23 protein-coding genes are annotated in these 23,998 nt (G+C 68.9%); 5 read left to right on the forward strand and 18 right to left on the reverse strand.

All coding sequences use genetic code 11. The features are described 5' to 3' along the window. Positions 1-23 precede the first annotated feature (23 nt). From SZN_RS13735 to SZN_RS13780, 10 genes are all read right to left on the reverse strand, one after another. The gene (locus tag SZN_RS13735) at positions 24-2,240 is read right to left on the reverse strand and encodes a tetratricopeptide repeat protein (protein ID WP_007495331.1); all 2,217 of its coding nucleotides are present in this window, start codon (positions 2,238-2,240) and stop codon (positions 24-26) included. Between the two features lie 107 nt (positions 2,241-2,347). Beyond that, positions 2,348-3,124 carry an SAM-dependent methyltransferase gene (locus tag SZN_RS13740; RefSeq protein ID WP_007495333.1) on the reverse strand — a complete coding sequence of 259 codons (777 nt, stop codon included), beginning with the start codon at positions 3,122-3,124 and terminating at the stop codon, positions 2,348-2,350. A gap of 29 nt (positions 3,125-3,153) precedes the next feature. Then, positions 3,154-3,657: a hypothetical protein gene (locus tag SZN_RS42525; RefSeq protein WP_007495335.1), complete on the reverse strand. Its 504-nt coding sequence runs from the start codon at positions 3,655-3,657 to the stop codon at positions 3,154-3,156. Between the two features lie 32 nt (positions 3,658-3,689). Then, positions 3,690-4,505 carry a zinc-dependent metalloprotease gene (locus SZN_RS13750; RefSeq protein ID WP_007495337.1) on the reverse strand — a complete coding sequence of 272 codons (816 nt, stop codon included), beginning with the start codon at positions 4,503-4,505 and terminating at the stop codon, positions 3,690-3,692. 332 nt (positions 4,506-4,837) lie between these two features. Beyond that, a complete protein-coding gene (locus SZN_RS13755) occupies positions 4,838-6,058 on the reverse strand; it encodes an acyl-CoA dehydrogenase family protein (RefSeq protein ID WP_007495339.1) in 1,221 nt (406 codons plus the stop codon). A 205-nt stretch (positions 6,059-6,263) separates the two neighbouring features. Further along, complete coding sequence (locus SZN_RS13760; protein ID WP_007495340.1) at positions 6,264-6,803, reverse strand: GAF domain-containing protein; 540 nt, start codon at positions 6,801-6,803, stop codon at positions 6,264-6,266. An 8-nt stretch (positions 6,804-6,811) separates the two neighbouring features. Beyond that, entirely contained in the window at positions 6,812-7,381 is a 570-nt protein-coding gene (locus tag SZN_RS13765) for a GTP-binding protein (RefSeq protein WP_007495342.1), read from the reverse strand. After that, positions 7,359-7,751: a DUF742 domain-containing protein gene (locus SZN_RS13770; RefSeq protein WP_063741749.1), complete on the reverse strand. Its 393-nt coding sequence runs from the start codon at positions 7,749-7,751 to the stop codon at positions 7,359-7,361. Before SZN_RS13770 ends, SZN_RS13765 begins: the two co-directional genes overlap by 23 nt. Next, on the reverse strand, positions 7,751-8,293 hold the full coding sequence (locus SZN_RS13775) for a roadblock/LC7 domain-containing protein (RefSeq protein WP_007495346.1): 543 nt from the start codon (positions 8,291-8,293) through the stop codon (positions 7,751-7,753). Before SZN_RS13775 ends, SZN_RS13770 begins: the two co-directional genes overlap by 1 nt. A 54-nt stretch (positions 8,294-8,347) precedes the next feature. After that, positions 8,348-9,907: a sensor histidine kinase gene (locus SZN_RS13780; protein WP_078508569.1), complete on the reverse strand. Its 1,560-nt coding sequence runs from the start codon at positions 9,905-9,907 to the stop codon at positions 8,348-8,350. 500 nt (positions 9,908-10,407) lie between these two features. On the opposite strand from SZN_RS13780, the gene SZN_RS13785 reads away from it, so the two are divergent. After that, positions 10,408-11,775 carry an NsdA family TPR-like regulatory protein gene (locus SZN_RS13785; protein WP_167546304.1) on the forward strand — a complete coding sequence of 456 codons (1,368 nt, stop codon included), beginning with the start codon at positions 10,408-10,410 and terminating at the stop codon, positions 11,773-11,775. Positions 11,776-11,788: 13 nt separating this feature from the next. Continuing rightward, the gene (locus SZN_RS13790; protein ID WP_244313349.1) at positions 11,789-12,412 is read left to right on the forward strand and encodes a 2'-5' RNA ligase family protein; all 624 of its coding nucleotides are present in this window, start codon (positions 11,789-11,791) and stop codon (positions 12,410-12,412) included. Positions 12,413-12,588: 176 nt separating this feature from the next. Here the strand turns inward: SZN_RS13790 and istB are convergent, their stop codons facing one another. Further along, positions 12,589-13,365 (reverse strand): IS21-like element helper ATPase IstB, encoded by a 777-nt coding sequence (istB, locus tag SZN_RS13795; RefSeq protein ID WP_007495354.1) that lies wholly within the window; start codon positions 13,363-13,365, stop codon positions 12,589-12,591. Continuing rightward, positions 13,365-14,954 (reverse strand): IS21 family transposase, encoded by a 1,590-nt coding sequence (gene istA, locus SZN_RS13800; protein ID WP_007495356.1) that lies wholly within the window; start codon positions 14,952-14,954, stop codon positions 13,365-13,367. Before istA ends, istB begins: the two co-directional genes overlap by 1 nt. Positions 14,955-15,416: 462 nt before the next feature. Between istA and SZN_RS13805 the strand changes: the two genes are divergently transcribed. The 3 genes from SZN_RS13805 to SZN_RS13815 all read left to right on the forward strand — a co-directional run bounded on the left by SZN_RS13805 (position 15,417) and on the right by SZN_RS13815 (position 17,999). Then, a complete protein-coding gene (locus tag SZN_RS13805) occupies positions 15,417-16,181 on the forward strand; it encodes a 2'-5' RNA ligase family protein (RefSeq protein ID WP_244313350.1) in 765 nt (254 codons plus the stop codon). A 386-nt stretch (positions 16,182-16,567) separates the two neighbouring features. Then, entirely contained in the window at positions 16,568-17,062 is a 495-nt protein-coding gene (locus SZN_RS13810; RefSeq protein ID WP_244313351.1) for a GNAT family N-acetyltransferase, read from the forward strand. A gap of 4 nt (positions 17,063-17,066) precedes the next feature. Next, entirely contained in the window at positions 17,067-17,999 is a 933-nt protein-coding gene (locus SZN_RS13815) for an alpha/beta fold hydrolase (protein WP_007495362.1), read from the forward strand. On the opposite strand, the gene SZN_RS13820 is transcribed toward SZN_RS13815, so the two are convergent. The 6 genes from SZN_RS13820 to SZN_RS13845 form a co-directional block, all read right to left on the reverse strand. Beyond that, complete coding sequence (locus tag SZN_RS13820; RefSeq protein WP_007495364.1) at positions 17,932-18,723, reverse strand: hypothetical protein; 792 nt, start codon at positions 18,721-18,723, stop codon at positions 17,932-17,934. The genes SZN_RS13815 and SZN_RS13820 overlap by 68 nt on opposite strands. Before the next feature lie 39 nt (positions 18,724-18,762). Further along, positions 18,763-20,043, reverse strand: coding sequence for a hypothetical protein (locus tag SZN_RS13825; protein ID WP_244313352.1), 1,281 nt, complete (start codon positions 20,041-20,043; stop codon positions 18,763-18,765). A 62-nt stretch (positions 20,044-20,105) separates the two neighbouring features. Then, positions 20,106-21,032, reverse strand: a complete 927-nt coding sequence (locus tag SZN_RS13830) for a hypothetical protein (RefSeq protein ID WP_007495368.1) — start codon at positions 21,030-21,032, stop codon at positions 20,106-20,108. A 41-nt stretch (positions 21,033-21,073) separates the two neighbouring features. Continuing rightward, the gene (locus SZN_RS13835) at positions 21,074-21,688 is read right to left on the reverse strand and encodes a hypothetical protein (RefSeq protein ID WP_007495370.1); all 615 of its coding nucleotides are present in this window, start codon (positions 21,686-21,688) and stop codon (positions 21,074-21,076) included. Positions 21,689-21,991: 303 nt separating this feature from the next. After that, a complete protein-coding gene (locus SZN_RS13840) occupies positions 21,992-23,029 on the reverse strand; it encodes a DUF8094 domain-containing protein (RefSeq protein ID WP_007495371.1) in 1,038 nt (345 codons plus the stop codon). 65 nt (positions 23,030-23,094) lie between these two features. After that, the gene (locus SZN_RS13845; protein ID WP_007495372.1) at positions 23,095-23,697 is read right to left on the reverse strand and encodes a hypothetical protein; all 603 of its coding nucleotides are present in this window, start codon (positions 23,695-23,697) and stop codon (positions 23,095-23,097) included. Between the last annotated feature and the right edge of the window lie 301 nt (positions 23,698-23,998).

Consider the following 23,998-nt stretch of genomic DNA (forward strand, 5'->3'; position numbering starts at 1 on the left):
CTGATTGAGCACGTGGGGGCAGGTCACGAGGACAGAGCACGTAGTTGCTGCCGTACGCGGTCTGCGTCGCGCGGACTGATGGGGGTGTAGATGGCGACGGCCCGCTGGTAAAGGGCCTCGGCGTCGTTGCGGCGGCCAGCTGCCTGGAGGGTTTGGCCGAGCAGTTCGCGGCTGTGCGCCCGCCAACGTGGGGAGCCGGCGCGGTCGAACTCGTCGACGGCCTGACGCCCGAGGAGTGCCGCCTCGTCGAGATCGCCGTCGATCGCATGCGCGCGGGCGAGCCAGGCCAGCGCGCGCGCCGCGTCGATGGAGTCCTGGAGGGAGACGAGGGTGGCACGGGCGGAGGAGAGCGTGCCGATCGCCTCGGATGACCGTTCGAGCAGAAGCTGAACCTGGCCGAGGCAGACCTTGGTGATGGCGACCGCGCGCCGGAAGGTGATCTCTTCCCGGGTGTCCTCGTCGGCCTCGGCCTGGCGCGCGAGCTCGGTACGTCGAGTGAGGGCCTGGAGGAGGAAGGGCTCGGCATCCGCGGGACAGTTCGCAGCGAGGTGGGTTGCGCCGAGCTCGTGGAGGGCCTGCGCTTCGCCTCGCCCGTCGTTCGCGGATCTGGCCAGGTGAAGTACCTGGTCGAACGCCTCGATTGCCTCGTCGTGTTGGCCAGCACCGCGTATCCCGACGGCCCAAGTGCCAAGGATCTCCAGTTCGGCGGCGGAATCCTGGCAGTTGCGGGCCGCGCGGGCCGCGTGTGAGTGGGTGACTGTCCAGAGGTCGTAGTCGTGGTGGGCGCGAAGCAGAGGCCAGAGGGCGTGCGTGAGCTGCCAGACCGATGAGTCGAGCCCGGCGGCGGCCGCCGTGATGACGGCGGCACGTAGGTTGTCCTGCTGGGCTTCCAGCCACGCCAGGGCCTCGGCGTCGGTGTTGAAGGTGACCGGGTCCGCAGGTTCGAATCGGTACTCCCGGGCGAGCGGGCGGTGCGTGGGGGTGAGGCGCCGTTCGGCGCGTGAGGCGGCGTCGAGGAAGAAGTCCAGCGCCATGCGCAGCACCTCCTGCGCACCGTCCGGCTCCTCCTGGGCGAACCGCTCGGCGGCGTGTTCGCGGGCGCTGTCGTGGTATCGGTAGACGGCGCCTCGTACAGGGTCGTCCCCGGCCTGGACGGCCTCGATCATGCCTGCGGAGCGCAGCACGTCTAAGGCTTCCCGCGCGGCGGATTGGGTCAGGCCGGAGAGGGCTGCGGCCAGTGCGGGGTCGACGTCCAGGGGGAACATGCTGCCCGAGCGCCGGTACACCGTCGCGGCGGCCGGCGGGAGTTGCTGATAGCGATCGTCGAGGGCTGTGGTCACAGCCACCTCCTGCAGGGTGAGAACGGGGTGGGAAAGCCGCACTGAGTCACGGGTATGCATCAGCGCGGAGGTTGCGGCTGCCAGGGGTTGGTCCGGTTGGGCTGCGAGGGTGCCGACGACGACGGCCAGGGCCATCGGCAGCCCAGCGGACAGCCGTACGATCCGGGCTGTGGCCTGACGTTCTCCAATGACCCGTTCCCGACCGAGTTGGCGTACGAGGTAGTCCTGCGCGGCCTCGTCGTCGAGCGGCTCGACCCTGTGGAACCGGGCTCCATGGCCGGCGAGGCCTCCCAGCACGTGACGGCTTGTGGTCACGACAACGTGGCCTTGGCCGCCCGGCAGCAGCGCCTGCACCTGGTCTGCGTCGGTGGCGTTGTCCAGCAGGACGCACACCGGACGGTCGGGGACGGCGGTCGCCGTACGCCACCATGCGCCGAGCTCCTCGGCCGACGTGGCACGCACGCCGGGACGAACGGACCGCAGAAGACGGGCGAGGATCTCCGAGGCGGAGGCGGGGCCCCCGGGGGCGTACCCGCGCAGATCGGCGTACAGAGCTCCGCCAGGGAACTGCTCCAAATGCATGTGGAGGAACTTGGTGGCAAGGGCGGTCTTGCCGATGCCGCTGGGACCGCTGATTGCGATCAAGCGCACGGAGTCGGCACCCAGACGGTCGACTGCGGCCGCCAGCTGGACCAGGTCGTAGGTCCGGTCCGTCCATACGGCGGGCACGGGCGGAAGTTGGCGAGGCGTTGGCGGAGTGAACACTGCTTCATGCACGGTCACATGGACATCGGCGACGCTGTCGGCCTGGATGACGGGGCCGTACACCGTGCTGTGGGCAAGCTGGTTGGAGATTGCGCGGCCGGTCAGGGGACTGTCGGGCGGATGGGATGGGATCACAGTGACTTGCTCCTGGTGGCGGCGCTGGCCGGGTGGTTCGTGCCACAGAGGGGTGGTCGGTCCTGCGCTACGCGGTCAAGGCCATCGGTGAGCAGTGGGATCGCGAGCTACGGTTTCCGGCCGACGCCTCCGTAGATGTACGTCGGTTCAGGGGATGCCTCTGGATCAGGGCGCCACAGGGGGCAGGAGACGATGCCCGGCTTCAGCAGCTCGAGCCCCTCGTAGTAAGCAGCGATCTGCTCGGGGCTGCGCAGCACGTACGGGACGGCGCCGGTGTTGTCGTAGCCGGCCTGGGCCTTCAGGAGGTCTGCGTCGGTGTTCGTGCCGTCGTAGTGCACGAGGTAGCTGCCCGAGGGCAGGGATGCCAGAAGATGGCGGACGATCGCCGTCGCCTCGGCGTAGTCCTCGATGTGGCCGAGGATGCCCATGAGCATCAGGGCGATGGGCTCCTTGAAGTCCAGGGTGGCCGCGGCGTGGCGCAGGATCGTCTCCGGGTCGTGCAGGTCGGCGTCGATGTAGGCGGTGACACCCTCAGGAGTGCTGTAGAGCAGGGCGGCAGCATGGGCCAGGACGATCGGGTCGTTGTCGACGTAGACGATCTTGGCGGCCGGGGCGATCTTCTGGGCAACCTCGTGGGTGTTGTCGTACGTCGGCAGGCCGGTGCCGATGTCGAGGAACTGGCGGACGCCGAGTTCGCTGGCGAGGAGGGTGACCGCGCGGATCAGGTACCTGCGGGATTCGCGTGCCATGGTCACGACCTGGGGGGCTATCTCGGCGTACGCGTCGCCTGCCTCCTGGTCGACGGGGTAGTTGTCCTTGCCCCCCAACCAGTAGTTCCAGGTCCGTGCCGAGTGTGGGATGGACGTGTCGATATGGCCGTTCAAGGGATTTCCTCCGGAGACGTCGTGTCCAGTCAGGGGCCGGATCGGGGATCGGTGGGTGCGAGACCGGTCAGGGTGGGGCGCAGCACCTCGGGATCTGTCAGGAGCTGCCCGGTCGGAGCTCCGCGAGTGATCCACCGCAGGTTGAGGGTGTCGTCGCGGGCGGCACGCGGCGGGATCTGAACCGTGGGCCCGCCGAGATAGGTGACCCAGTGCGGCCATAGCAGACGGCCGGATCCCAGCGGGACGAAGAAGTCCCAGCAGCCACTTTCAGCGAAGACCGCGCCGTGCTGCACGCGGTGTGACCGCAGGTGAGCGAGGACCGGGGCGCAGATCTGCTGCGGTGCACGCACCACGTCGAACCGCTGCCCGGTCTGTACGAGACAGGCCTTGGAGCTGCGCCACGCCGAGCCCAGTAGCAGGTACGCCTCCCGGCCGGGGTCGTTCGCGGCCAGGGTGGGGATCGTGTACGGCGGCTCGACGGCGGCGGCGGTGGGGGCCAGCGAAGGCGCGCTGTTACGCCGGATTGCGATCACGTCGAGGGCCGTTCATCCATGAGCGGTGGAGATCAGGCGGGCAGCCGCTGAAGCCAACGGTCGGGGTGGCGTAGTTCGTCGAGCGTCGGAACGAGATCGTGCGTGCCCCACAGACGGTTGAAGCCTTCAGGGCCGATCGCGGCCATCGCCTGATCGACGAACGCGGTGGCCCTCCGCAGCACCCGGCCGTGCTGTCCGCGGGAGGCTATGAACACGAGCGCCGCCTGACGCCGATAGGTCCATGAGCACTGTCGCCGCGTGTCCGTCACGGGCTTGCCAAGAACGAGCGGCGTCGCCTCGCGGGTAGCCCACGAGGCATGCCCGGCGCTCAGCTGGGACACGGGGTTCTGACTTTCCTGCACAGCTGGCCAGGCGCTGCCTGGGACGAGGACTCCACGACACGCCTCGACCTGGGCTTGTTCGGCGAGCACACGAACGAGTAACTCGCAAAGGCCGTCTGGGTCAGAGAGCAGGCCCTGATGCGCAAGGGCCTGGGGCACGATCAATGTCGAAGGCCAGCCGACGGTGTTGGCGACGAGGACCGAGGCGTCAACTGCCCACGTCGTGCGTGCAGCCCAGCCTGCTGCTATGGGAAGCGCTGCTGCCTTCTTCTGCTCCGACTCGGTCAACTCGACGTCAGTGGTGTCGCGTTCGACTTGGCGGCGGATGAAGGCTGAGTAGTTCGTGGCCAAGCCCGGGACGGTCAGCAGCTTCACGGTGACGGTGTGCGGCAGCTGCAGTTGGGTGACCTTCTCGACATACGGTGCTGCCTGGGCGAGGAAGGTGTGCATGTCCTCGGCCAGCTGCCCGCTGCGGCCGGTCTCGTCCTGAACGTTGATCGTGGTCATGCGCGGGCTTTCGGGTCGAGAGCGGGTAAGGACGTGGCGGACGGCGGACCGGAGTGCTGTCCCACCGAGAGGGCGGCGACGATCGCCGTATGGGGGCTCATCGGAATACTGACGAGCCCTCTCGATCCCACGGTGGGAGGCGACTGTGCCCACGAGGGGCGCGGAGAGTGGACGAGTCGTTTGATCACGGAGGCTTCTTCTCGCAGAGGTTGAGGGGGCTTGACCGCCTGCGTAGGGGTGAGTGGTGCACTTACGCGGGGAAGGCGTCGGGAATCACGGTGTGCTCGCGGACGATCACGACGGTCTCTCGTGGTGTGGGCGGTTCAGCGGAGTCAGGCGGCGTGGGGTGCCCTGCGGGCGCGGCGGACCGCGTGTTCGGCCGACCACTGGGGGTGGTGAGGCCCGAGGACGGATTCGGCCAGGCGTATGAGCTGGAGATCGTCGGGTCCTGCCGGGGCATGGATGAGGTCGAAGTCCCTTCGCAGTTGCTCGATCGGCTCTCCGATGCGTGCCGCGTGGCCGCCGTAGAGCTGTTTGGCGTGCTCGGAGGAGGCCGCTCCGGCGCGGTGGGCGGTGAGTTTGGCGTTGTGCAGCCATGGGTCGCATGCCTTGCCCTGGTCGAGGAGGCGCGCGGCGTGGTAGGCGGCGAGTTCGGCGGTCATCAGGTGGTGCTGCATCTCAGCGACGCGGTGGCGGACGGTCGGCAGATCCGCTAGATGCCCGTCGCGGCGTTTGCGGGTGGAGACCCGTTGGGTGGTCTCGTCGAGCATCCGCTGGTGGATACCAAGGGCGACGGCTGCGAGGTTGAGACGTCCATAGACGACGCTGGCGAGTTGGGCGACATCGAGGCCGTCGCCCAACTCGCCGATCATGTTGGTCTCGGGGACACAGACCCGGGTCAGGCGCAGGGTGTCGACGCTGAAACCTCTCAGCCCGTTGACGGGCGCGGGGACGATGTCGACACCGGGGGTGTCCTGCTCAACCAGGAAGGCGGTGAGGCTGTGGCGGTCGCCAGGCTTCCCGGTCCGGACGACGACACAGTGGACGTCCGCGATGGCCGCGTTGCCCACCAGGACCTTCTCCCCTTCCAGGATGTACTGCCCGCCGCTGGGTCGGGCGGTCGCCTCCAAGCCGAGGATGTGGCTGCCACGCTCGGGGTCGGTCACGGCGATGGAGGGCCAGCAGCGGCCCGCGGCGATCTCGGGCAGCAGCTTGCGCCGCATCTCCTCGCTCCCGTACTCGGCGATGGGGGCGGAGCCGAGGATGGATGCCTGGAGGGTCGCGCCGGCCGCAGGACTGACGCGGGATACGGCCTGGAGCACCAGGGTCTTGGCGGTGTGGCCGAGGTTCAGGCCGCCGTCCTCGGTGTCGATGAGCAGGCCGAGCCAGCCCGTCTCGCTCAGGATCTGACGCACGTCACGGTTGGTGTGAGGGCCGCCCTCTTCCATCTGGCGGGCGAGCGCGGTGAGCCGGGAGGTCGCGAAGGCCTCCGCCTCGTTCAGGAGGCTGAGGTGGTCGTCGGTCAGGAACGGGAGGGAGAGGGCGGTCGGCATCGGGTCGTGTCCCCTCGTGTGTGGGCGGGTGGCGGGTGGTGTCCGCCCGGGCCTGCGCATGGAGGCCGGGGCGGTCCGGCATGAGGTCGGCGACCCGGGGGTGAAGGGCCGTCGGCGGGTGGATGTCGGAGGTGTGTGCCCACCGGGTTGTCGCAGGGCGTGGGGGTGCGGCCGCCGTCCGGTGCTCTTGCTCGGGTACGCGGGGCTAGCGGGAGAGGATGTTGGCCATGGTCTCGGCCGCCGCCTTCTCGACGATCGCCATGAGGCCGTCCGATTCCGTGAGCTCGTGCACCCGCTGGTCGATCACGCACACGGTGCCCAGGACCGTCCCGGTGTCCGGGTGGATGAGCGGTTCGCCGTAGTAAGCCGTGATGCCGATGGCGTCGACCACGGGGTTGCCGGAGTAGAGGCGGGAGGCGTGCACGTCGTGCAGCGGGAGGCCGAGCTCGCGGTCCACGACGTGAGGGCACCAGCCGTGCCTGGGGTCCATGTCGCGGCCGACGATAGACAGGCCGCTGTCGGCGGGCGGGTTGTGCAGCCCGGCGAAGTGCTGTCGCTCCAGCGTGAAGTTGACCATGGCGTAGGGAAATCCGGTCTCGGCGGCCAGGCGGTCGGCGATGTCGTCGAACGAGGCATCGGCCTCTCCGGTGACTCCATGCCGGGCGAGGAGTTCCCTGCGGGTACGGATCACGGCGGGGTTCTGGCTGAGCGTCGCCAGGACGAGGTCACGGTGGTCGGAGGTCATGCGGGGTCCTATACAGCGGAGGCGGTCAGGGCGGTGGAATGGGCGTGCCGGGCCAGGTCGATGAGGACGCCGGCGGCGGAGTTCTCGTCCCGGGCGTCGCAGGAGATGACGGGGATTCCCGGCGGCAGTCGTAGGGCGCGGGCGATGTCGTCTTCGGGGTAACGGAGGGCGCCCTCAAAGACGTTGGCCGCGACGACGAACGGCACGTCGCTGTGTTCGAAGTAGCTCACGGCGTGGAAGCTGTCCTCCAGCCGACGGGTGTCGACCAGGACGACGGCGCCGTGGGCTCCGGAGATCAGGTGGTCCCAGAAAGGGACGAACCGGGCCTGCCCCGGGGTGCCGAAGAGGAGCACTTCCAGCCCGGGGAAGGTGATGCGGCCAAAGTCCAGGGTGACCGTGGTGGTCGTCTTGGTCTCCACCCCGTGAAGGCTGTCGGTCTGCGCGCTCGCCTGGGTGAGAGTTTCCTCTGTGCGCAGCGGCTCGATCTCGCTGACCGCGCCGATCAGGGTGGTCTTGCCGACGCCGAAGCCGCCCGCCACAACGAACTTCAGTGTGTCAGCAAGCCGTCCGGCGGGCATCGGGCCACTTCCTTTCGAGTGCGGCGACCACTTCTCGTAGAGTTCCTGGGTCGCTGGCGAAGACCGTGGGGGCGATCTGCACGGCGTGGATGTCAATCAGGTCCGAGACGAGGACCTGCACGACGGGAACCGGCTGACGGATCCTTCCGGCCAGCTCGGCGATCGAGCGCCTCCGGGTGAGGCAGAGCTCCACGATCTGTCGTGCCTCGGGCACGACCTGGCCCGGAGAGGTCTCGGTGCCCGGTTCGAGCTGTGTGTGTAGTTGCAGGTCCGATGAGTGCCGGGACTGCGTGCGCCCGCCAGCCACCGCGTACGGCCGCACGCCCAGGGCATCGACGACGGTCCACGGCGTTCCGTCCTCGGACGTCATCACCGCAGGTCGGCATGAGCGCTGCCGGGGAAGGCGCCGGCCAGCTCCTGCCGGACCGGTGTCGTCATGCGCTGCGGGAACCGCTTGATCAGCTTCCGCATCTCGTAGCCGATCAGACCGAGGTCAGCGGCTGTCTCGGTGTGGACGCCCAGGACCGTCTCCACGGTGCCCTCGGCCGAGGGGCGATGGGAGAACGCGGCATGCTGCCTCACACCCGAGGCCATGGCCACGAACAGATGGTCGTCGAATTCGATGGCGATCTGCCGCGCGTGCTGCTTGGTCCCGGTCGGGCCCGGGGTGCTGGCGGCGAGCGAGGCGTAACCGCACAGCGCCGCCGACACGGTGTCCGCCCAGTCCTTGGCGACGTTGCTGCTGGCCAGCAGGGTCAGCCCGTCTTTCGACGCGACCAAGGCGTGTGTCACTCCGGGCACCCCCTCCACGAAAGCGTCCAGCAGCCATGCCACCGTCTGGGCGGGCGTCAGGTCGGGCGGCGGAGCAGCGGTGGTGTCCTGAGCGACGGTGGGGGTGGGGGGATTCGTCACGGTGAGACCTTCCTGGATCGGGTCGGCTCCGGCCCCTGGCCGGAGCCCCTGATGTCACTGACTGTCGGCGGGCACGGACGGGATGTCTTCGGCCAGGGCGCGCTGGTTCCCGCGCCTGAAGTCACCGAACAGACCGGGGCTATCGGTCACAGCCGCCGGGCCGGCGGCGCTCCTCTGCGGCTGCGGCGTGCCAGACGGGGCGTCGGGGCGCACTGGCAGCGGCGGGAGTCCGTCCGCCGTCGGGCCGAGCGACGGTGCGGCCTGCCGGGCACCTCGGCGCTGTGGCAGCTGCCCGGGCGCCTGCCCCGCCGCCACGGCGGCCGGAAGAGGCCGGGCAGCGGGGGCACGGCGCTCTGGAACCGGGGCGGCGAACTCCTGCTCGGGTTCAGGCTCGGGCCACACGAGCAGATCTCCCGGCACGGTGATGAACGCGGTCGTCCCGCCCCCCGGGTTGCGGCGCAGTTCGACGTGGATGCGGTGGCGCTGCGCGGTCATGCCGACGACCAGCAGGCCGAGCCGTCCGTCCTCCAACTGCTTGTGGACGTCGACGAGGTGAGGCGAGGTGAGCAGTGTGTTCGCCTGGTCCAGCAGGTCTCTGGGCATGCTCTCGCCGCGGTCGGTTACCTCGATAACCAGATCTGCGGACACCGTCCGCGCCTCCACCCATACGGGTGTGTTCGGCGCGGAGAACCGGGTCGCGTTCTCGACGAGTTCGCACACCAGATTGGTGACGTCCGGCGCCACATGGCCGGGCAGTGACAGCTGGGGGGGATGGGAGCCGTGCACGACGCGGGCCCGTTCGTACTGCTCGATAGCCTGGATCGCGCCGCGCAGAACCAGCGTGACGGTGACCGGCTGGCGTACGGCGCTGGCCGACTCACCGCCGAGGATGGCGAGGTTGTCCACCATGCGCCGCAACCTGACGGCCATGTTGTCGATCCGGAAGATCTCGTTGAGCAGGCTCGCGGCCTTGACCTGGTTCTGCAGAGCTGCGAGCGCCGCGAGCAGCTTCATGATCAGCAGATGCTCGCGCTGGGCGATGTGGCGGAACATCGCGTGCCGGACCACCAGACGCGACTGCTCGTACGCCGCGATCACCCTGCCGACCACGTCAGCCTGAAGCTCCTCAAGCGCGGTCTCGACCTCGGAGAAGACGATGATGTCACCGGGTACCGCCGGGTCGGACACCTGAGCCGCAGGACCGACCGGATCGTCCGGGCCCCCGGGAGACGGGACCCGGGGCGTGTGGCCCTGCTGGAGTTGTTGCATCGACCACTCGGCGCTTCGGCCGACGGCGCCGATCGCGTCGAGTACTCGCCGCGATCCCTCTTGCTGAGCCCGGCAGAGGCCCCGTGCTGCTACCCGGGCCCGCCACAGCCCGACGGCCAGAGCGGTGAGCACGCCGGCCCCGAAGGCGATCAGAAGGTGCGGCACCCCAACGTACGCTGGCGCCGCCGACCACAAGCCGCCCGCCGCGCACAGGACGAAGGTCAGGATCAGCATTGGCGTGGCCACTGCGCCCTGGACGTGGCCGTAGACCAGCTTTTCGGCCGGCGGCCGTCTCTGCCGTGCACGACGATGGCCGGATCGGCGGCGAGTCGGGAACGCAGACATCGAAATCCTTGGGGGCGCAGAGGGGGAGGGCCACCAGGGAAGAATCCGCAGCCGCGACGGGGGACGCGCGGCTAGCCTGAATGCTCTTCACCTGGTGACCCGGCTTTTGTCAGGACATCAGGCCGTCGCTTCAGCCTTGCCGATACAGGCTGTCGGCCGGGCAGTAAGGTCCCGCAGGTCGTAGTCGGAACCTCTGAGACGGCTGGTGTCCTTGCTCCTACGGTTTCAAGAGCCGCACGGTGTCGTCACGGTCAGCAGTGACCAAATTTTTCGGCTGACATGCAACGCTGTGACCTGCGAAAACGGCTCTACTACCCGCGTTTTTCGGCACGTTGGGGCCAAGGGCCCTCACGATCTGGGACGGTTTGCGAAACCACGGGTCTACGGTGAGCCGACCACGACACCCAGGGAGCAGCTACATGAGTGCGCCTCGATCAGCCAAGGACTCGAAGGCGGCGAGAGACGCCCTACGGCGACAGATGACCGAGCTGGACAGCCCCATGTCCGCCATCGCAGCGGAGATGCGCACGCAGTTCGGTTATCGACCGCGGGAAGCCTGGCGCCACGCCCACGGCTGGTCACTGCAAGAGGTGGCCGACCGCCTCAATGACAGAAGCCAGCAGCAGGACGAGGCGATTGCCGCAGAGACATCCGCCGTCAGCAAGTGGGAACGCTGGCCAGTCATGTCCACCCAGCGCCGGCCCACGATCCCGGTCCTCCTCGCGCTCGCCGATGTCTACGGATGCGGCGTGGAGGACCTCCTGGACCTCCAGGACCGTGCGGAGCTTCCCGCCTGGGAACTGAACGTCCTCAACCGGATGACGCCCGCAGACGTCGAACCTGGCGGCACCGAACTGGTGAAGATGGCTGCGGACGAGTCCTTGACCTGGGCACGCTGGGCGGAGATCACCAACGTTGGTGCCTTCTCGCTCGCACAGCTGTGGGGACAGACACAGCTCCTGGCCTCCCAGTACCTCCAGCCGGACTCGAACCCCATTGCCCTGTTCAGCCGCGCCCGCGAACTACGCGCCGAGGCCGGCCGGCTCCTGGGCGGCCACCAGCACCCCCACCAGGCCAGCGAGCTCTACATGATCAGTGGCTACCTGTGCAGCCTGCTGGCCTGGATGTCCTCGGACCTGGGACACGCCGCGGAGGCCGAGACCCAGAGCGAGACAGCATGGCTGTGCGCAGAGTTGGCCCGCAGCGACACGCTACGGGCATGGGTCCTGTCCGTCCGTTCCAAGACCGCCTTCTGGAGCGGACGGCTCAAGGACGCCCTCCAGCACGCCCGCCGCGGAGCCTCCTACGCCCCCGGCGGCACCGTGGCGGTCCTGCTCGCGTGCCAGGAAGCCGACGCCTGGTCACAACTCGGAGCCGTCAATGAGGCACTGGCCGCACTCACGCGCGCCGAGGCCGCACGGGAAGCCGTCACCGACGCGGACGACATCGGCGGCCTGTTCGCCTGCACGCCCGCGCGGCAGGAGAACTATGCCGCCGCCGCACAACTGCGTATCGGCAGGCCCAACGACGCCCTTGAATCCGCAGACCGCGCACTCGACCTCATCAACGCCCAACCCGTACGGGCCTACGGGACCGTCGCGCAGATCCACATCAGCCGCGCGGCGGCGTACCTGGATCTCGGGGAGCCCGACGGCGCATACGAGGCGTTACAGCCGGTCCTCACCCTCTCCCCAGACCGGCGCTTAGCCCCGGTCGCCGACCGGCTGACGGAACTCGGCGCCGGCCTCGGCCACCTGCGCGGAGCGGGCAGGGCCGTCGTGGGCCTGCGCGCGGCGATCGACGAATTCGGACGAGACTCCGCCTCCCGGCGTCTTGCGGCCCTCTCGCCAGGGCACAGCAGCACCTGATTGGATCACCGCCATGACGACTGAGCCCAACGGCATGCGCAATCACTGGTGGTGGCGACCCGGATGGAACGTGGGCCGCCGCTTCTACACCTGGCACTTGACCTTCGAAGGTCAGCAGGACGTACACCGGCTCGCCGCCGAATACCGCTCCGCCCTCGCGCCCCTGGAACCGGCGCTCACGCTCATCCCTGATCAGTGGCTGCACCTCACTATGCAGGGCATCAACTTCATCGACGAGATCGACAAGAAGGACGTCGAGGCAGTCGTCGCAGCCGCCCGCCCCCGCCTGGCGGCGATCCCCGCCTTCGACGTCCAGTTCGGACCGGCGACGATCGACCCGGAAGCCGTCCTCCTGCCCGCTCAGCCCAGCGAACCAGTCCGAGCCGTCCGCAACGCCATCCGTGCCGCGATCGGCGACGTCCTCGGCGATGTACCCGAACAGGCCCACGGCTTCACGCCCCACATGTCCGTCGCCTACTCCGCCACCGACGGACCGAAAGATCCCATCGCTGAAGCGCTGGCCGAGCTTGATGCGGAGCCCGCACGTGCGCGCATCACCACGGCAGAGCTGATCGTCATCCATAGGGACAACCAGATGTACGAGTGGGAGCCCTACACAACCGTGCCACTGGGGTGACTGTCCAATGTGAAGACAACCCCACCTGCAGAGCCGTTCGGCCGCAGGGCCGGGCGGCGGCAGGGCCGGGCGGGCTGTAATCCCACTTGCGTCAGTGAGCACGTCACGTGTGAACGGTCACGTAATTCCCCGGGCCCGGCGTCACGTAATTCCCCAGGTCCTGACCTCGTCCATGTCTACTTGATCGAGGGCTTGTTTGTCTTGTCGGTGCCTCCTGCTCGGGGCCGCTTGTTGGGCCGGTAGCTGGGGCCGTTCATGATCACTTGGTGGCTGGTGTTGATCAGCCGGTCCAGGAGCGACTCGGCGACCACGGGGTTGGGGAAGAGCGGATACCAGTCGCTCGGCGCCCTGTTGCTCGTCAGGATCAGCGACCGGCCCTGCCGTTCGGAGACCAGCTCGTAGAGGTCGTCGGCCTGGGCAGCGGTCAGCTGGCGCATCGCGAAGTCGTCGAGGATGAGCACGTCGGGACGTACCAACTCGCGCAGACGCCGGTCCCAGGTGCGGTCCGCGTGGCCGCCGGCCAGGTCCGCCAGGACCCGACTGGTCTTGGCGAAGCGGACGCCGGCGCCCTGGCGGATGGCGAGGTGTCCGAGCGCCTGGGCGACGTGTGTCTTCCCGACGCCGACCGGTCCGAACAAAATTACGGACTCTCCGGTGTGCAGCCAGCGCAAAGCGGCGAGGTCGCGGATCTGGGCGGCGGGCAGCTTCGGGGAGGCCGCGAAGTCGAACTCCTCCAGGGTGACCTGCTGCTCGAACTTCGCCCGGAGCAGGCGGCGTTGGAAGGCGACGGTGTCGCGGCGGGTGATCTCGTCCTGGCAGAGCGTCTGCAGGAATTCCAGGTGTCCGAGCTCGCCGCCGTGGGCCTGGGCGAGGCGGGCGTCCAGGGTTTCCAGCATGCCCGAGAGCTTCAGCGCGCGGAGCGCGTCGCGCAGGGCGGTGTCCATGATGCTCATCACGCGACTCCTTCTTCGTGACGGTGGTCATCACGGTCGTCGTTCGTCATCCCGGGGGTCGCGGCGGTCGAAAAGAGCCGCGTCGGGCCGTGCAGGAAGGCCGCGGCCCCGCCGTCGCCGCTGGTCTCGGGGGCGGGTTCGGTCTCGGTGCCGGCGACGAGGATGCCCTTGACGGTGCGGTAGGACGGGTCGCCGACGAGGGTGGCCTTGGCGCAGGCGGCGTCCAGCCGGGCGTCGCCGTACTTCTTGCGCAGACCGAGCACTCCCTGGGCGGCGCGGAGCCGGTAGAGCGCGTTGACTTCCAGCAGGCCGTCGATCACCTCCTTGCAGGCGGCGCCGACCTGGACGGACTGGGTGCGGCACCATTGCGGGGTCCGCATATGGAACGCGATCTTCTCGGGCGGGTAGTCGCCGTGGTGGGTGCGTTTGCCCTGCTCAAGTGCCGCGTGGGTCTTGACCAGTTCGCCCTCGTGGAAGATCTGCACGAAACCGGCGGTGGAACGGACGTCGACGCGTTGGCCGATCAGTTTCCACGGCACCGAGTAGAGGGTGCGGCCCACCTTGATGTGAATGTCCGGGCCGACCGTCGCGGTGGACCAGCGGGCCAGCACGAACGGCGTCTTCGGCAGCGGCAGCAACGTCTCGGCCTCGACGGCCTCGAACACCGACAGCGGCGATGCCCCGCCCAGCGGCCGGCACTGCCGACGACCGGCGACCTCGCCCGACCAGCGGACCGCGTCGGCCTGCATGTGCTCCAGGGAGACGAACTCCCGCCCACGCCACCACGAATCACGTATATAGGGCATAGGGCGCTCGACGCGGGGCTTGTCTTTGGGCTTCAGAGCACGGGCTGGATCTACCAACGCGCCATAGTGCACGGCGAGTTCGGCATACGCCTTGTTGATTTTAGGGTCGTAGAGGTCGGGCTTGTCCACCCCGGTCTTCAGGTTGTCGGGCACGAGCCGCTGGGCGACGCCGCCGAAGAACTTGAAGGCTTCGACGTGCGACTCGGTCCAGGAGTGCTGGTCGAGATGGATGACCGGGCGGACGAACATGTGCCGCGAGCAGGCCAGGATCATCACGAACGCCCAGATCCGGTGCCGTTTCCCACTGCGCGGGTTGATCCACTGGCCGAGGAAGCCGTAATCGATCTGGGCCTCCAGCCCCGGCTCGACCTCGTCACGCAGGACGGTGACCTGCGAGCGGCGGGTCTCCTCGGGCAGCGTCGCCGATATCCACCGCCGCAAGCTGGACACCGACACCGTCAACTCGTGTTCGTCCCGCAGCCGTTGGTGGATCGTGGAGACGGTCACCGTCCCCAGCAGGCTCTTGATGTAATCACCGTGTTTGTCGATCTCCGGCCAGGTCACCTGCCGCAGCCGCACGTCGGCGAGCTCGGGGAACCAGCCCTTGATCAGCCCGGCCCAGTCCTGCTCGGTCATCACCGGGCCGCCCGGGGTCATCCCGGCGGCCTCCGCCGGGGCCAGGTACTTCCTGATCGTCTTGCGGTCCACTCCCAGCGACGCGGCCAGCTCACTCTTCGAGCGGCCCGCATACCAGTGGACGTAGATCTCGGTCACATCGACCACGTTGAACGTTCTCCTTGCCATCGTGCGCTTCCCTCGACCTCGAACCACTGATCGAGGAAGCGTGCGTCTTCTCGACGGCCAGGACTATGACCCCCGCCACCCGCGATCCCCCTGGGGAATTACGTGACCGCGAGGGTGGGGAATTACGTGACGCGGAACCCGCCTCACCTGGGGAATTTCGTGATCGCTCACAGTCACGACCGTCGAATCTGTCTGATCCGGTCCCAGGTCCGCCTGAAGTGGTCGGCCGGACCTCGAGTACGCGACGCTCCGCGGCCGCCAGGCCCTGCGGGATGCAGGTCACCCCCTCTTGATCCTTTCTGTCGTCCTGCGCGCCCGCGAACTTTGCAAAACAGCTGAGCATTGGAAGAACACCATGGCTGCCTGCGTCTCTGAGGCGTTGCGTGCGTAGTCTGAAACCTCCGTGCCCGTGATCTGGTCAGCTCTGCCACGATGTCTGTGATGGTGCACGCCTCAGGAAGGACAGCACATCACGGGATGGCTCCTCCACCGACCACACATCCGGACGCGTTCCCGGCGAGCCCTCCCTTCGATCTTGAAGACGCCGACGTCATCGCCGCCCACGACTGGGCGGCGTTCGAAGACGTCTCCGCGATGCGCGATCACTGGCAGCGACCCGGGTGGTCACCTGGCACGCGCGCGTACTACTGGCTGCTGTCGATCACGGACCCGGCCTTCACTGAACAGGCGGCCCTCTGCCAAGAGGCCGTCAGTGGCCTGGGCGCATTCGACCTGATCAGTCCGGGCGACTTCCACGCCACCCTCGGCCGGGTCGGTCTGGTCGACGACGTACACGAACACCAGCTGGATCGCCTCGTTCGCCTGGTGCGCGACGATCCTCCGCACGCATTCCCTCTCACGGCGATGCCGCTCACTGGGTCCCGCGGTGCCTTGCGGTACAGCGTGGCGCCCTGGACGCCTGTACTCGACCTTCACCGACGACTCGTCGCCGCATCCGCCGCGGCCGGCCTGCCCACGATGAAGCCCAGCGACCGCCTCCGGCCGCACATCGGCATCGGCTACTGCAACCAGCTGCTGCCGACCGGGCCCGTCCGAGAGGCGGTCGAGCCGCTCCGCGCGCTTCCTCGCGTGCACCTCCTGGTCGACAGAGTCGATCTCGTCGAGTTGAGGCGTGAGCCTGCCGCCTACAAATGGCGCGTCATCCACCCCGTCCAGCTCCCGATCAGCAGCGCGTCTGCGAACTGACCACCCAAGGCGCGAGACGCCGGGGCCGTCCAGCACGCTCATCGCTCATGCTGCAGCCTTGCCCGCCGCCGTCAGCCCCGGCTTGCGGGTGACAGCGTCTCCGGGTGCGGCACCTGCTTTGACGACTTGATTACCTGGGGCGAGGAGCAGCTGTGGCCGCTCCTCACGAAGCACCAGCACCCTCGGCCGCATGCCCCCGAACAGCAACCGAAGACGGCGAGGTAACGGCCGGCACCGCGAAAAATCTGTCCACAGGCAACCAGTGGCAGGGTCGTCAGTCCCGGTTGCGGCCTAACCAACTCCCCTGTCAGAAGGTTCGGTTCACCATGCTCTCGCCTTCCCCCGCCACCCAAGCCAGGCCACCACAGGCCCCGGTGTCCCCGTGGGTGATAGAGACCCACAGCGGTCTGCCAACGCTGACTTCCCCGGCGACCGCGAACGACCTCCAGGACGCGAACGCCCTGCACGCCCGATGCTCGCTGGAAACCCGGTTCGCTCGCTACGGATCCGCACGCCGCACCCTGTCGCGGACTGAGTGGGCGCACCTGATCAACCCGGAGCGTGGGATCACCTGGATCACGCGCCAGGACCGCGATCCCGCTGAAGCCGACGTTGTGGCACTGACCCACCTGATGCACACCGATGACGAAGGCGTCCGCGAACTCGCCCTGCTCGTCGAGGACTCGTGGCAGAGCGAGGGCCTGGGGACGGCCCTGGCCCGTCACGCCCTCGCAGTCGCCCGCGCCGAGTCGGTCCGGGAGCTCACGCTCCTGGTGGGGTCGGGCAACCGGAGGATGCAGTCGATCCTCCGGCGGCTCGGAGCCGCACTGCCCGCGGCGCACGGGACAACCGTCAACATCACCGTTCACGTGGGGACATGAGCCCGTGACCGCCCAGCAGATCCCGCCCGTCTCCCGCCCGGCGAGGGCGCCGTCCGTTCATCTGACGCGGCCGGACGGCGCCCGTTTGGCGCTCTATATCGACGGACCCGACACGCCTGACCTCGTCGTCGTCTTCGCGCACGGCTGGCAGGCCGCAGCATCCATCTGGGAGCGGCACGCCGACGAGCTCATGCGCCGGCACCCGGGCATCCGCGTCGTCCGGTACGACCAGCGAGGACACGGCGCATCCACCCCCGGTAGCGAGGAGCCGTCCATCTCCCTGCTCGCCGACGACCTACGGGCGATCGTCCAGGACCAGGCCCCCGACGGGCTCCCCGTGATCCTCGTCGGCCACTCGATGGGCGGCATGGCCGTACTCGCGCTCGCCGCCGACCATCCGCAGCTCTTCGACGATCAGGTGGTCGCAGTCGTTCTCGCCGCCACGACCAGCGGAGCCCTCGACCTGGCAGCCCCGCTCAACCCGGTCCACCGGCGGCTGCTCGGACTAACCCGGCACGCAATGGCCGCACTATGCCTGCGTGCTCCCCGGCCAGCCGAGCGCGTGCGCGACCTTGTGCGGCCCCGACCCTACCCGCAGCCGCCGATCGACATCGCGGCCCGCTGGTACCGGGCCTTGATGACGCACGACGTCACCACCCGGCTGGAGGCACTGAGACGAGTGAGGGTTCACCTTGTCGTCGGCGAGGCCGACCGCCACATCCCGCCCGTCCACGCCGTACGGCTGGCAGCTCAGATCCCCGGAGCCGTGGTCCACCTCGTTCCCCGGGGCGGCCATCGTCTGCCTACCCAGCACCCCAGAGAAGTCCAGGCCGTCCTCGTCCGGGCCTGCACGGAGGCCCTGGACCGCGTCACGGTCCGGCCGGGAGCGCCTCGGCGTCAGTCGACCGAGTCCGGTCAACGAGCTCACCAGGGATGAGCCGTTCGGCCTGTGGCAGCGCGGCACGCGCTGGTTCGATGGCCCGTCCGGTGACGACGCCCTCGAGTACAGGGGAGGGGCGCAGCATCTCCAAAATCCTCAGGCCCAGTTCGGCGGGGACGTCGGTGAGCTTGAGGTCCATGTGGGTGGCGTCGGCCCGGAGAGTCACATTGCCGGACGCCAGTACCGGTGTCGGACCTTGGCTGTACTGGCCGCCGTACCAGTAGGAGCGGGAACGTGCCGGCTCCGGGTGGCGAGGGCTGCCGGCGGCCGACAGCCCGGGAAGGACACCCTCCAGGCGCCGGTTCATCACGACCCTGGCGCGGCGGTTCTCCTCCGCGACACGCGTCTCCTTGAGCGCCTCTGCGAGGGTTTCCAGGTAGTCGGGCATAAGCCGGCGCACGATCTCGTCCGCGATGCGCAAGGCAGGGCGGTTCATGCCGACGGTGATCGGAGCCACCCGGGCACCGCCCCAGCAACTCGGGTAGATCCCGTCGATCGTCAGGCGCCGCCCGGCGTCGCCCTTGCGGTGGGTGTTCATGCGGACGAGGCTGACGCCGAGGTTGGCGGGATGGCGAAGGAGCAACGAGCCGTGCACGTTCCAGCCGGGCTCGTGGGTCCAGCCACCGCCCTGGATGTCCCGGTGGTTGAGCGTATCGACCAGGGCGCGGCCGAGGGCGTCGTAGTGGTCGCTGACCAGCTGCATCTCTTCGGAAGGGAGCATGTTCTCCTTACTGAACGGGGGAGAGGCGGGGGGCGGGCTTCAAGCGACGAGGGCAGGCAGGGCGTCCCGCGAATCGGCGACGGAGACGGTGAGCGACCGGTACTGCCGCTCCCGGGTGCGGTGGGCCCGGGCTCGCTGCTCGGCGGCGCGGTGGCGCTCGCGCAGTTTGCGCAGTTCCCGGCGGGCATCCGCACGCTGGCCGAGCACGTTGTCCTGGGCGGCGGCCAGCTGCAGCGCCTCGACGTCGGGGCGGGCGAGGTAGTGAAGTGCCAGGGCACGCAGGACGGCTGAGGCGCGGCGGGCGGTGGCGGACGGGGCCGAATGACCGGTCGTCCTGCTGGTGCGCACTCGGGCCGGCAGTTCCTTCGGTGCGGTTGCCGTGAGGTCATCGATGGTGTCCCGGTTCCATGCCCCGTTAAGCCGGACGCCGTTGACGGTCGGCTCGTGCTCTCGCTCGTCCTCGAAGTGAGCCTGACGGGCGTGCCCGTAGGCGACCCAGATGCCCTCGGGCAGGGGAAGCGGCCGGTAGATGTCCCGCCCGACGGTGAACCGGCCGTGCACCCGTGCGCCTGTGACCTCGTACACCACGCTTCCGCGGACGGACTCGTCCACGGTGACCTCGGTTACGCGGACTGATCCCATGGGCTGGCCGCGGTCGTCGACGAGCGGGAGCCGTACGGGCACGGGGTTGGGGCGCAGGACCGGGCGCGGGATGCGGCGGGCGATGCCGAGGACGGCGTTGAGTTTGCGCCGGGCAAGGGCCCGCTGCTGCTGGAGGTCGGCCGCCTCGGCCTCCGCCTTTGCGGCCTTCTCGGCCTCGTGCTCGGCGAGCGCCGGCGCCTTGACCTTGGCTGCGGACCTGAGCAGGGCTTCACGCTGGGGCAGCGTGTACCAGTGCCCGACGATCGCCCGGATCACGGCCTCGGTACGGCGACGGACAGCGGAGGTGAGCTGCCGGTGCACGTGGTTGTCACGGAGGTTGGTGGCGTACTGGCCGAGGAAATACCCGTCGGGCACGGAGGCCGGGTCGAGGTCGCCGGTCCAGCCGTGTACCCGGACGCCGTAGACGACCGGCTCGTCGGGCCGGTGTTCGTAGTAGCCGACAGGCTCGGCACCGTCGCCGTACTGCACGCGGACCGTGGAGGGAACGACGGTGCCGTCCTGGAGGTGCTCGGGTACGACGATGAAGGTGCCCCGGACGTGGGGAGCGCGTACGACGTAGCGGAGGCGACCGTGCGGTAGCGCTGTCACGTGGGCGATCAGCGTGCCGCCGTCGGCCAGCGGCAGCTCCGCGCGCGTCGTCAATGCGGTGGGGGACAAGAAACTCCAAGGGCTCGCAGGTGGGTTCGCCGGGTGATCTCGCCCGACGTCGGGACAGGAGGTCAGCGCGACGGCGCGAGAGCGCTGATCGGGCCAGGGGCGTGGACGCCTTCCGGGACATCCATCACGTGGCCGGTCCCTTCGCAGGCGTTGCAGGCCCGGACAGCGGCGTTTCGGACGAGGTCCAGCCAGAAGGAAACCTGCTGCTCCCACTCGGCGAGCGCCGTGCGGTAATCGGGACCGCTGACGTGGTCGGCGACCGGGAGGTACATCTCCCGCCGCACCAGCACCGGCTCGTTACGCCCCGACTTCAGCGGCCGGCCGTTGGCGCCGATGTACGGCACCCAGCGGGAGACCGGCTCCTCGAACGGGACGGCCACCGTGACGTACAGCCCGTTCGGCTTGCCCGAGCGGCCGTTGAAGCAGTGCTCGACATGCCCCAGGCGCCGGATGAGATCGCGCAGGTGGTCACGCAGACCCGGGATGTAGCCCGGAAAGCAGTGGTGGTACTCCGGGCGCTGCACCAGGGACTCCGGCATGGACGCAACCCACGGCGGACCTCCGGGCGCCGGCGGCTCCCCGCCCGTCAGGACGACGGTCCGGCCCTCGTACACGTACTCCTGCACGTCCCTGTCCTGGGTCACCTGCTCGTACAGGGAGTAGTAAGCCTCGCTGTGGCCGCTGTCTCCCAGGGCCTGGTGCCAGTCCTGAACGCTGAGGTACTCGGGGAAGCGCTCCGAGCGGGCCGAGAGGTCGGTGAGCCGGTAGCCGGTGACCGTCGGGCGAGGCTGGTAGGCCGCGGTGAGGCGCTCGGCCTGATGGCCGGTCACCCACCAGCCACCCGTGTCGTCACCCAGCGGCTGCATCGGCTCGCCGTCGGCGAGAACCGACGTGCGCAGGGAGGCCGGGAGCCCGGGCGGGTGCGGCAGGTAGTACAGCCAGCGGCCGTCGCCGTGCTGGATGGCGTAGTGCTGGAAGTTGGTTCGCATGTCTCTTTCCGTGAGCGGGCGGGATGAAGGCGCCGGGCGGGTTATGCGCAGGCCGGGACGGCGGGGTTGACGAGGTCGCGCAGGGTGCTGATCCGCTGCTGCGTCTCGTCCCGTGCGGCTTGGGCGCGACGAACAGCCTCTTCGCGCTTGGCGAGTTCGTTCTCGTACTCGCTCAGGAAGTGCTGCGCGGAGGCTCGCCGTGCGAGGTCGTCGAGCACGGGCCGGTCGTCGCGGTGGCTCCAGTGCTCCGCAGCGGCCCTGAGTACGGCGCGCGCGAGCTGTCCCGAGCGGCTGGGCAGGAGTTCGGTGCCACCGGACCGGGCCATGCGGTAGGCCTCGATCGAACCGAGGTTCTGCGTGTCGACGGCGCTGCGGCCGGCGAGCTCGATTCCGTGGACGGTCAGCGGACGTTCGTTGCGACCTATTCCGGTGGGGACGTTGTCGAGCCGCGCGAAGATGTACAGGTCGGCTCCCTGGGCAGGCGTCTGCGGGACGCTCGGGTCCGCGAAGAACAGAGCGGGGACCAGGACGACGCTGCCGCGCACGTGCGGGGCGGTGAGCCAGTAGCGCACTGCACCGGTGGTCGGGTCGGCCAGAAAGGTCATCCGGAGCGTGCCGAAGTCGCCGAGTTCGAGCTGGGTGTAGCGGTGGTCCAATGTGAGCCTTCGCTGTCGAGTCGTTGGGGAGGCAGCAGCGCGAGGCGCCGCCGGTCGCAGGAGAGCCGCCGAAACAGTCCCATTGACTCTTATGACTCTACATTGATCGTGTGGGGGATGCAAGCTTTAAGAGACGGTGAGTGTGTGAGGTGCTCGCAGACGCAGAACAGCCGGCTCGGCCCGTTGAGATCACGGACCGGCCGGCTCTAGCTGCACCGTCTCCGCATGACGAAGGCGGCGGTTCTGCAGACCGAGGGGGACGTCCTTTGAGCGGGCGTCCGCCGCGGGCTGCGGCGAGGACTTCTAGCGGGAGTCGACGAGTCGGTATTCGCGTGCGATGACCTGCGGCTTGCCTGAGGGGGTCAGCACTGCGAGGGCCTGGCCCTGCTGCTCGTCGGTGATCGTGTCCCGGCTGAGCGGGTTATAGATGGCTTCGGCCTTGGACGGGTCGATCTCATACGTCGAGGCGTACGCGCCCTTCAACGACCGGGTGATGGTGTGCGCGGTGGGGAACACGGTCAGCGCGCCCCCGTTCTTCAGCTTGAGGGCGTACACCTTCGGGTGCGCCGGGGCGGCGTACGTGAACTCGGTGGTCGCCTTCCCGCCGTTGTTGTCGTTGCGGTCCTTGTAGAACCGGACGCTCTCCTTCGCCGGCCGCGTGGGCGCCAACTGGGCGCCGGAGTGCTTCCCACCGGTTTCGAAGAGGTCCTCGAAGGCGACAGCCAGGTCGTCGGGTGCGAGGGCGCCCACCCGCCGGGACGGGTCGACCGCCGTGGCGAGACCGTTGCGGTCCACGGCGACCTCGGGAAGCGGCGTCGACTCGGCGTAGACCGAGGCCACCATCTTGTAGGTGCCGTCCACCCGGTCGAAGATCATCAGCGCTTCGTCCTCGTCGCTGCTCGAAGGCTTGCCGACGACCGCGAACCAGGTGGCCGTGCCCTCGCGGGGGAGCAGGTACTGACGATCGGTGTAGAAGAACGGGGTGCCGTAATCCTTCTGCTCCTTGGCGGACCACGTCTTCCACTGCGCGTAGTCGGCCTGGCTCTGTTCGTTGAGCTGACCGCCCTCGACCTTGCTGAGCAGTTCCCTGGCCTCCACCGTGCGAGCCTTGCTGGCCAGGTCGTTGGCCTTGTTGTTGGTCTTCTCGTACGCAGACAGCGCCGACTCGGCGAACTCCTTCGTCACCACCCCCTTCGGAGCAGGCGGGGACGCCGCCTTCGAGGTCCGGGGTTCCGAGGCGTCGGATCCCGAGCTGGACGCGCAGCCCGCGACGGTGATGGCCGTGGTCAGGCTGAGGGCGAGCACGGCCAGATGGCGCCGGCGCTTCGTGGTGGATCGCATGATGCTGCTGCTCTCCTGCTTCTGTGATGGGTGGAGACCGAGGTGTCGTGGAAGTGGTGCGGCATCTAGGCCGCGGGGACGTAGTTGCTCAGCACGCATCCGTCGACGGAGGCGCGATCGGTGCTGTAGCCGCTCGGCACGCTGAAATCGGTGTCGCAGGTCAGGAACCGGAGACCGGACCCCGCCAGCTCACGTACCGTGCGCCCATTGACCGGCACGACGGCGAAGTCCTGGCCGACGAGGAAGTCGGCGTTTCCGTCCTGCTTCACGGCGGCCTGGAAGCTCCTCATGTCGGGCACGGTGAGCAGTGCGACGGTGTCGGCGAACTTGTCCTCGCACACGGCGCGCTCGGAGATGCCCCATGACGGGTCCCGCGACTCTGTCTCGCCCCATGCGGGACTCTTGCCGGATGCGTCGTACTCGGGGCCCGGTGTCAGGTTCAGGCAGGTCGTGTGCTGGTTGAGGAAGGAGGCGGTCGAGGCCATGTCTGAGGCCGCCGGCGGGGTGTGGCGTATCTGACCGTCGCGGGCTGGGGAGCCCTCGCCGGTCGTGGAGTTGGCGTCGGCAGCCCCGCAGGCCGAGAGAGCCAGGGCCGCAATCGCGCTCAGGGCGACTGCGGACGGGCGGGCCAGCTGCCGGCCGCGGGAACTGCGGGTGGCGTATCGCATGGTGCTGCACCCCTCCTCGGGGGACCGGGTTCAACGGCTGAGCGGCGAACGGGAGATGGGACGGTGTGCCTGGACTGGCGCAGCCAGGCGTGACCCGTTGAACGACCGTAGGACTGCCTGCCTGTGGATAGATTTCGCACGGCGGCCCTCCGGCCGCCGGCGGTGATCGTCGAGCGTTGATCTGCTCTTCCGCTGACGGCTTGCCGGTTCACGCGGGATGGAGGCGGCAAGTCGGAGGCCCGTCGACCCGGTCCGCGCTGCCTGGGGCAGAGGGGGTAGCGCCGGCGGGCATCGGCCAGCC

The sequence above is a fragment of the Streptomyces zinciresistens K42 genome (genome assembly GCF_000225525.1).
Lineage (GTDB): Bacteria > Actinomycetota > Actinomycetes > Streptomycetales > Streptomycetaceae > Streptomyces > Streptomyces zinciresistens.

Bases quoted from the DNA above. Each gene is read 5' to 3' on its own strand.
- SZN_RS13750 (WP_007495337.1), bottom strand. From the start codon at position 4,505: ATGACCACGATCAACGTTCAGGACGAGACCGGCCGCAGCGGGCAGCTG.
- SZN_RS13755 (WP_007495339.1), bottom strand. From the start codon at position 6,058: ATGCCGACCGCCCTCTCCCTCCCGTTCCTGACCGACGACCACCTCAGC.
- SZN_RS13760 (WP_007495340.1), bottom strand. From the start codon at position 6,803: ATGACCTCCGACCACCGTGACCTCGTCCTGGCGACGCTCAGCCAGAAC.
- SZN_RS13765 (WP_007495342.1), bottom strand. From the start codon at position 7,381: ATGCCCGCCGGACGGCTTGCTGACACACTGAAGTTCGTTGTGGCGGGC.
- SZN_RS13770 (WP_063741749.1), bottom strand. From the start codon at position 7,751: ATGACGTCCGAGGACGGAACGCCGTGGACCGTCGTCGATGCCCTGGGC.
- SZN_RS13780 (WP_078508569.1), bottom strand. From the start codon at position 9,907: ATGTCTGCGTTCCCGACTCGCCGCCGATCCGGCCATCGTCGTGCACGG.
- SZN_RS13785 (WP_167546304.1), top strand. From the start codon at position 10,408: ATGTCCGCCATCGCAGCGGAGATGCGCACGCAGTTCGGTTATCGACCG.
- SZN_RS13790 (WP_244313349.1), top strand. From the start codon at position 11,789: ATGACGACTGAGCCCAACGGCATGCGCAATCACTGGTGGTGGCGACCC.
- istB (WP_007495354.1), bottom strand. From the start codon at position 13,365: ATGAGCATCATGGACACCGCCCTGCGCGACGCGCTCCGCGCGCTGAAG.
- SZN_RS13805 (WP_244313350.1), top strand. From the start codon at position 15,417: ATGGTGCACGCCTCAGGAAGGACAGCACATCACGGGATGGCTCCTCCA.
- SZN_RS13820 (WP_007495364.1), bottom strand. From the start codon at position 18,723: ATGCTCCCTTCCGAAGAGATGCAGCTGGTCAGCGACCACTACGACGCC.
- SZN_RS13830 (WP_007495368.1), bottom strand. From the start codon at position 21,032: ATGCGAACCAACTTCCAGCACTACGCCATCCAGCACGGCGACGGCCGC.
- SZN_RS13840 (WP_007495371.1), bottom strand. From the start codon at position 23,029: ATGCGATCCACCACGAAGCGCCGGCGCCATCTGGCCGTGCTCGCCCTC.
- SZN_RS13845 (WP_007495372.1), bottom strand. From the start codon at position 23,697: ATGCGATACGCCACCCGCAGTTCCCGCGGCCGGCAGCTGGCCCGCCCG.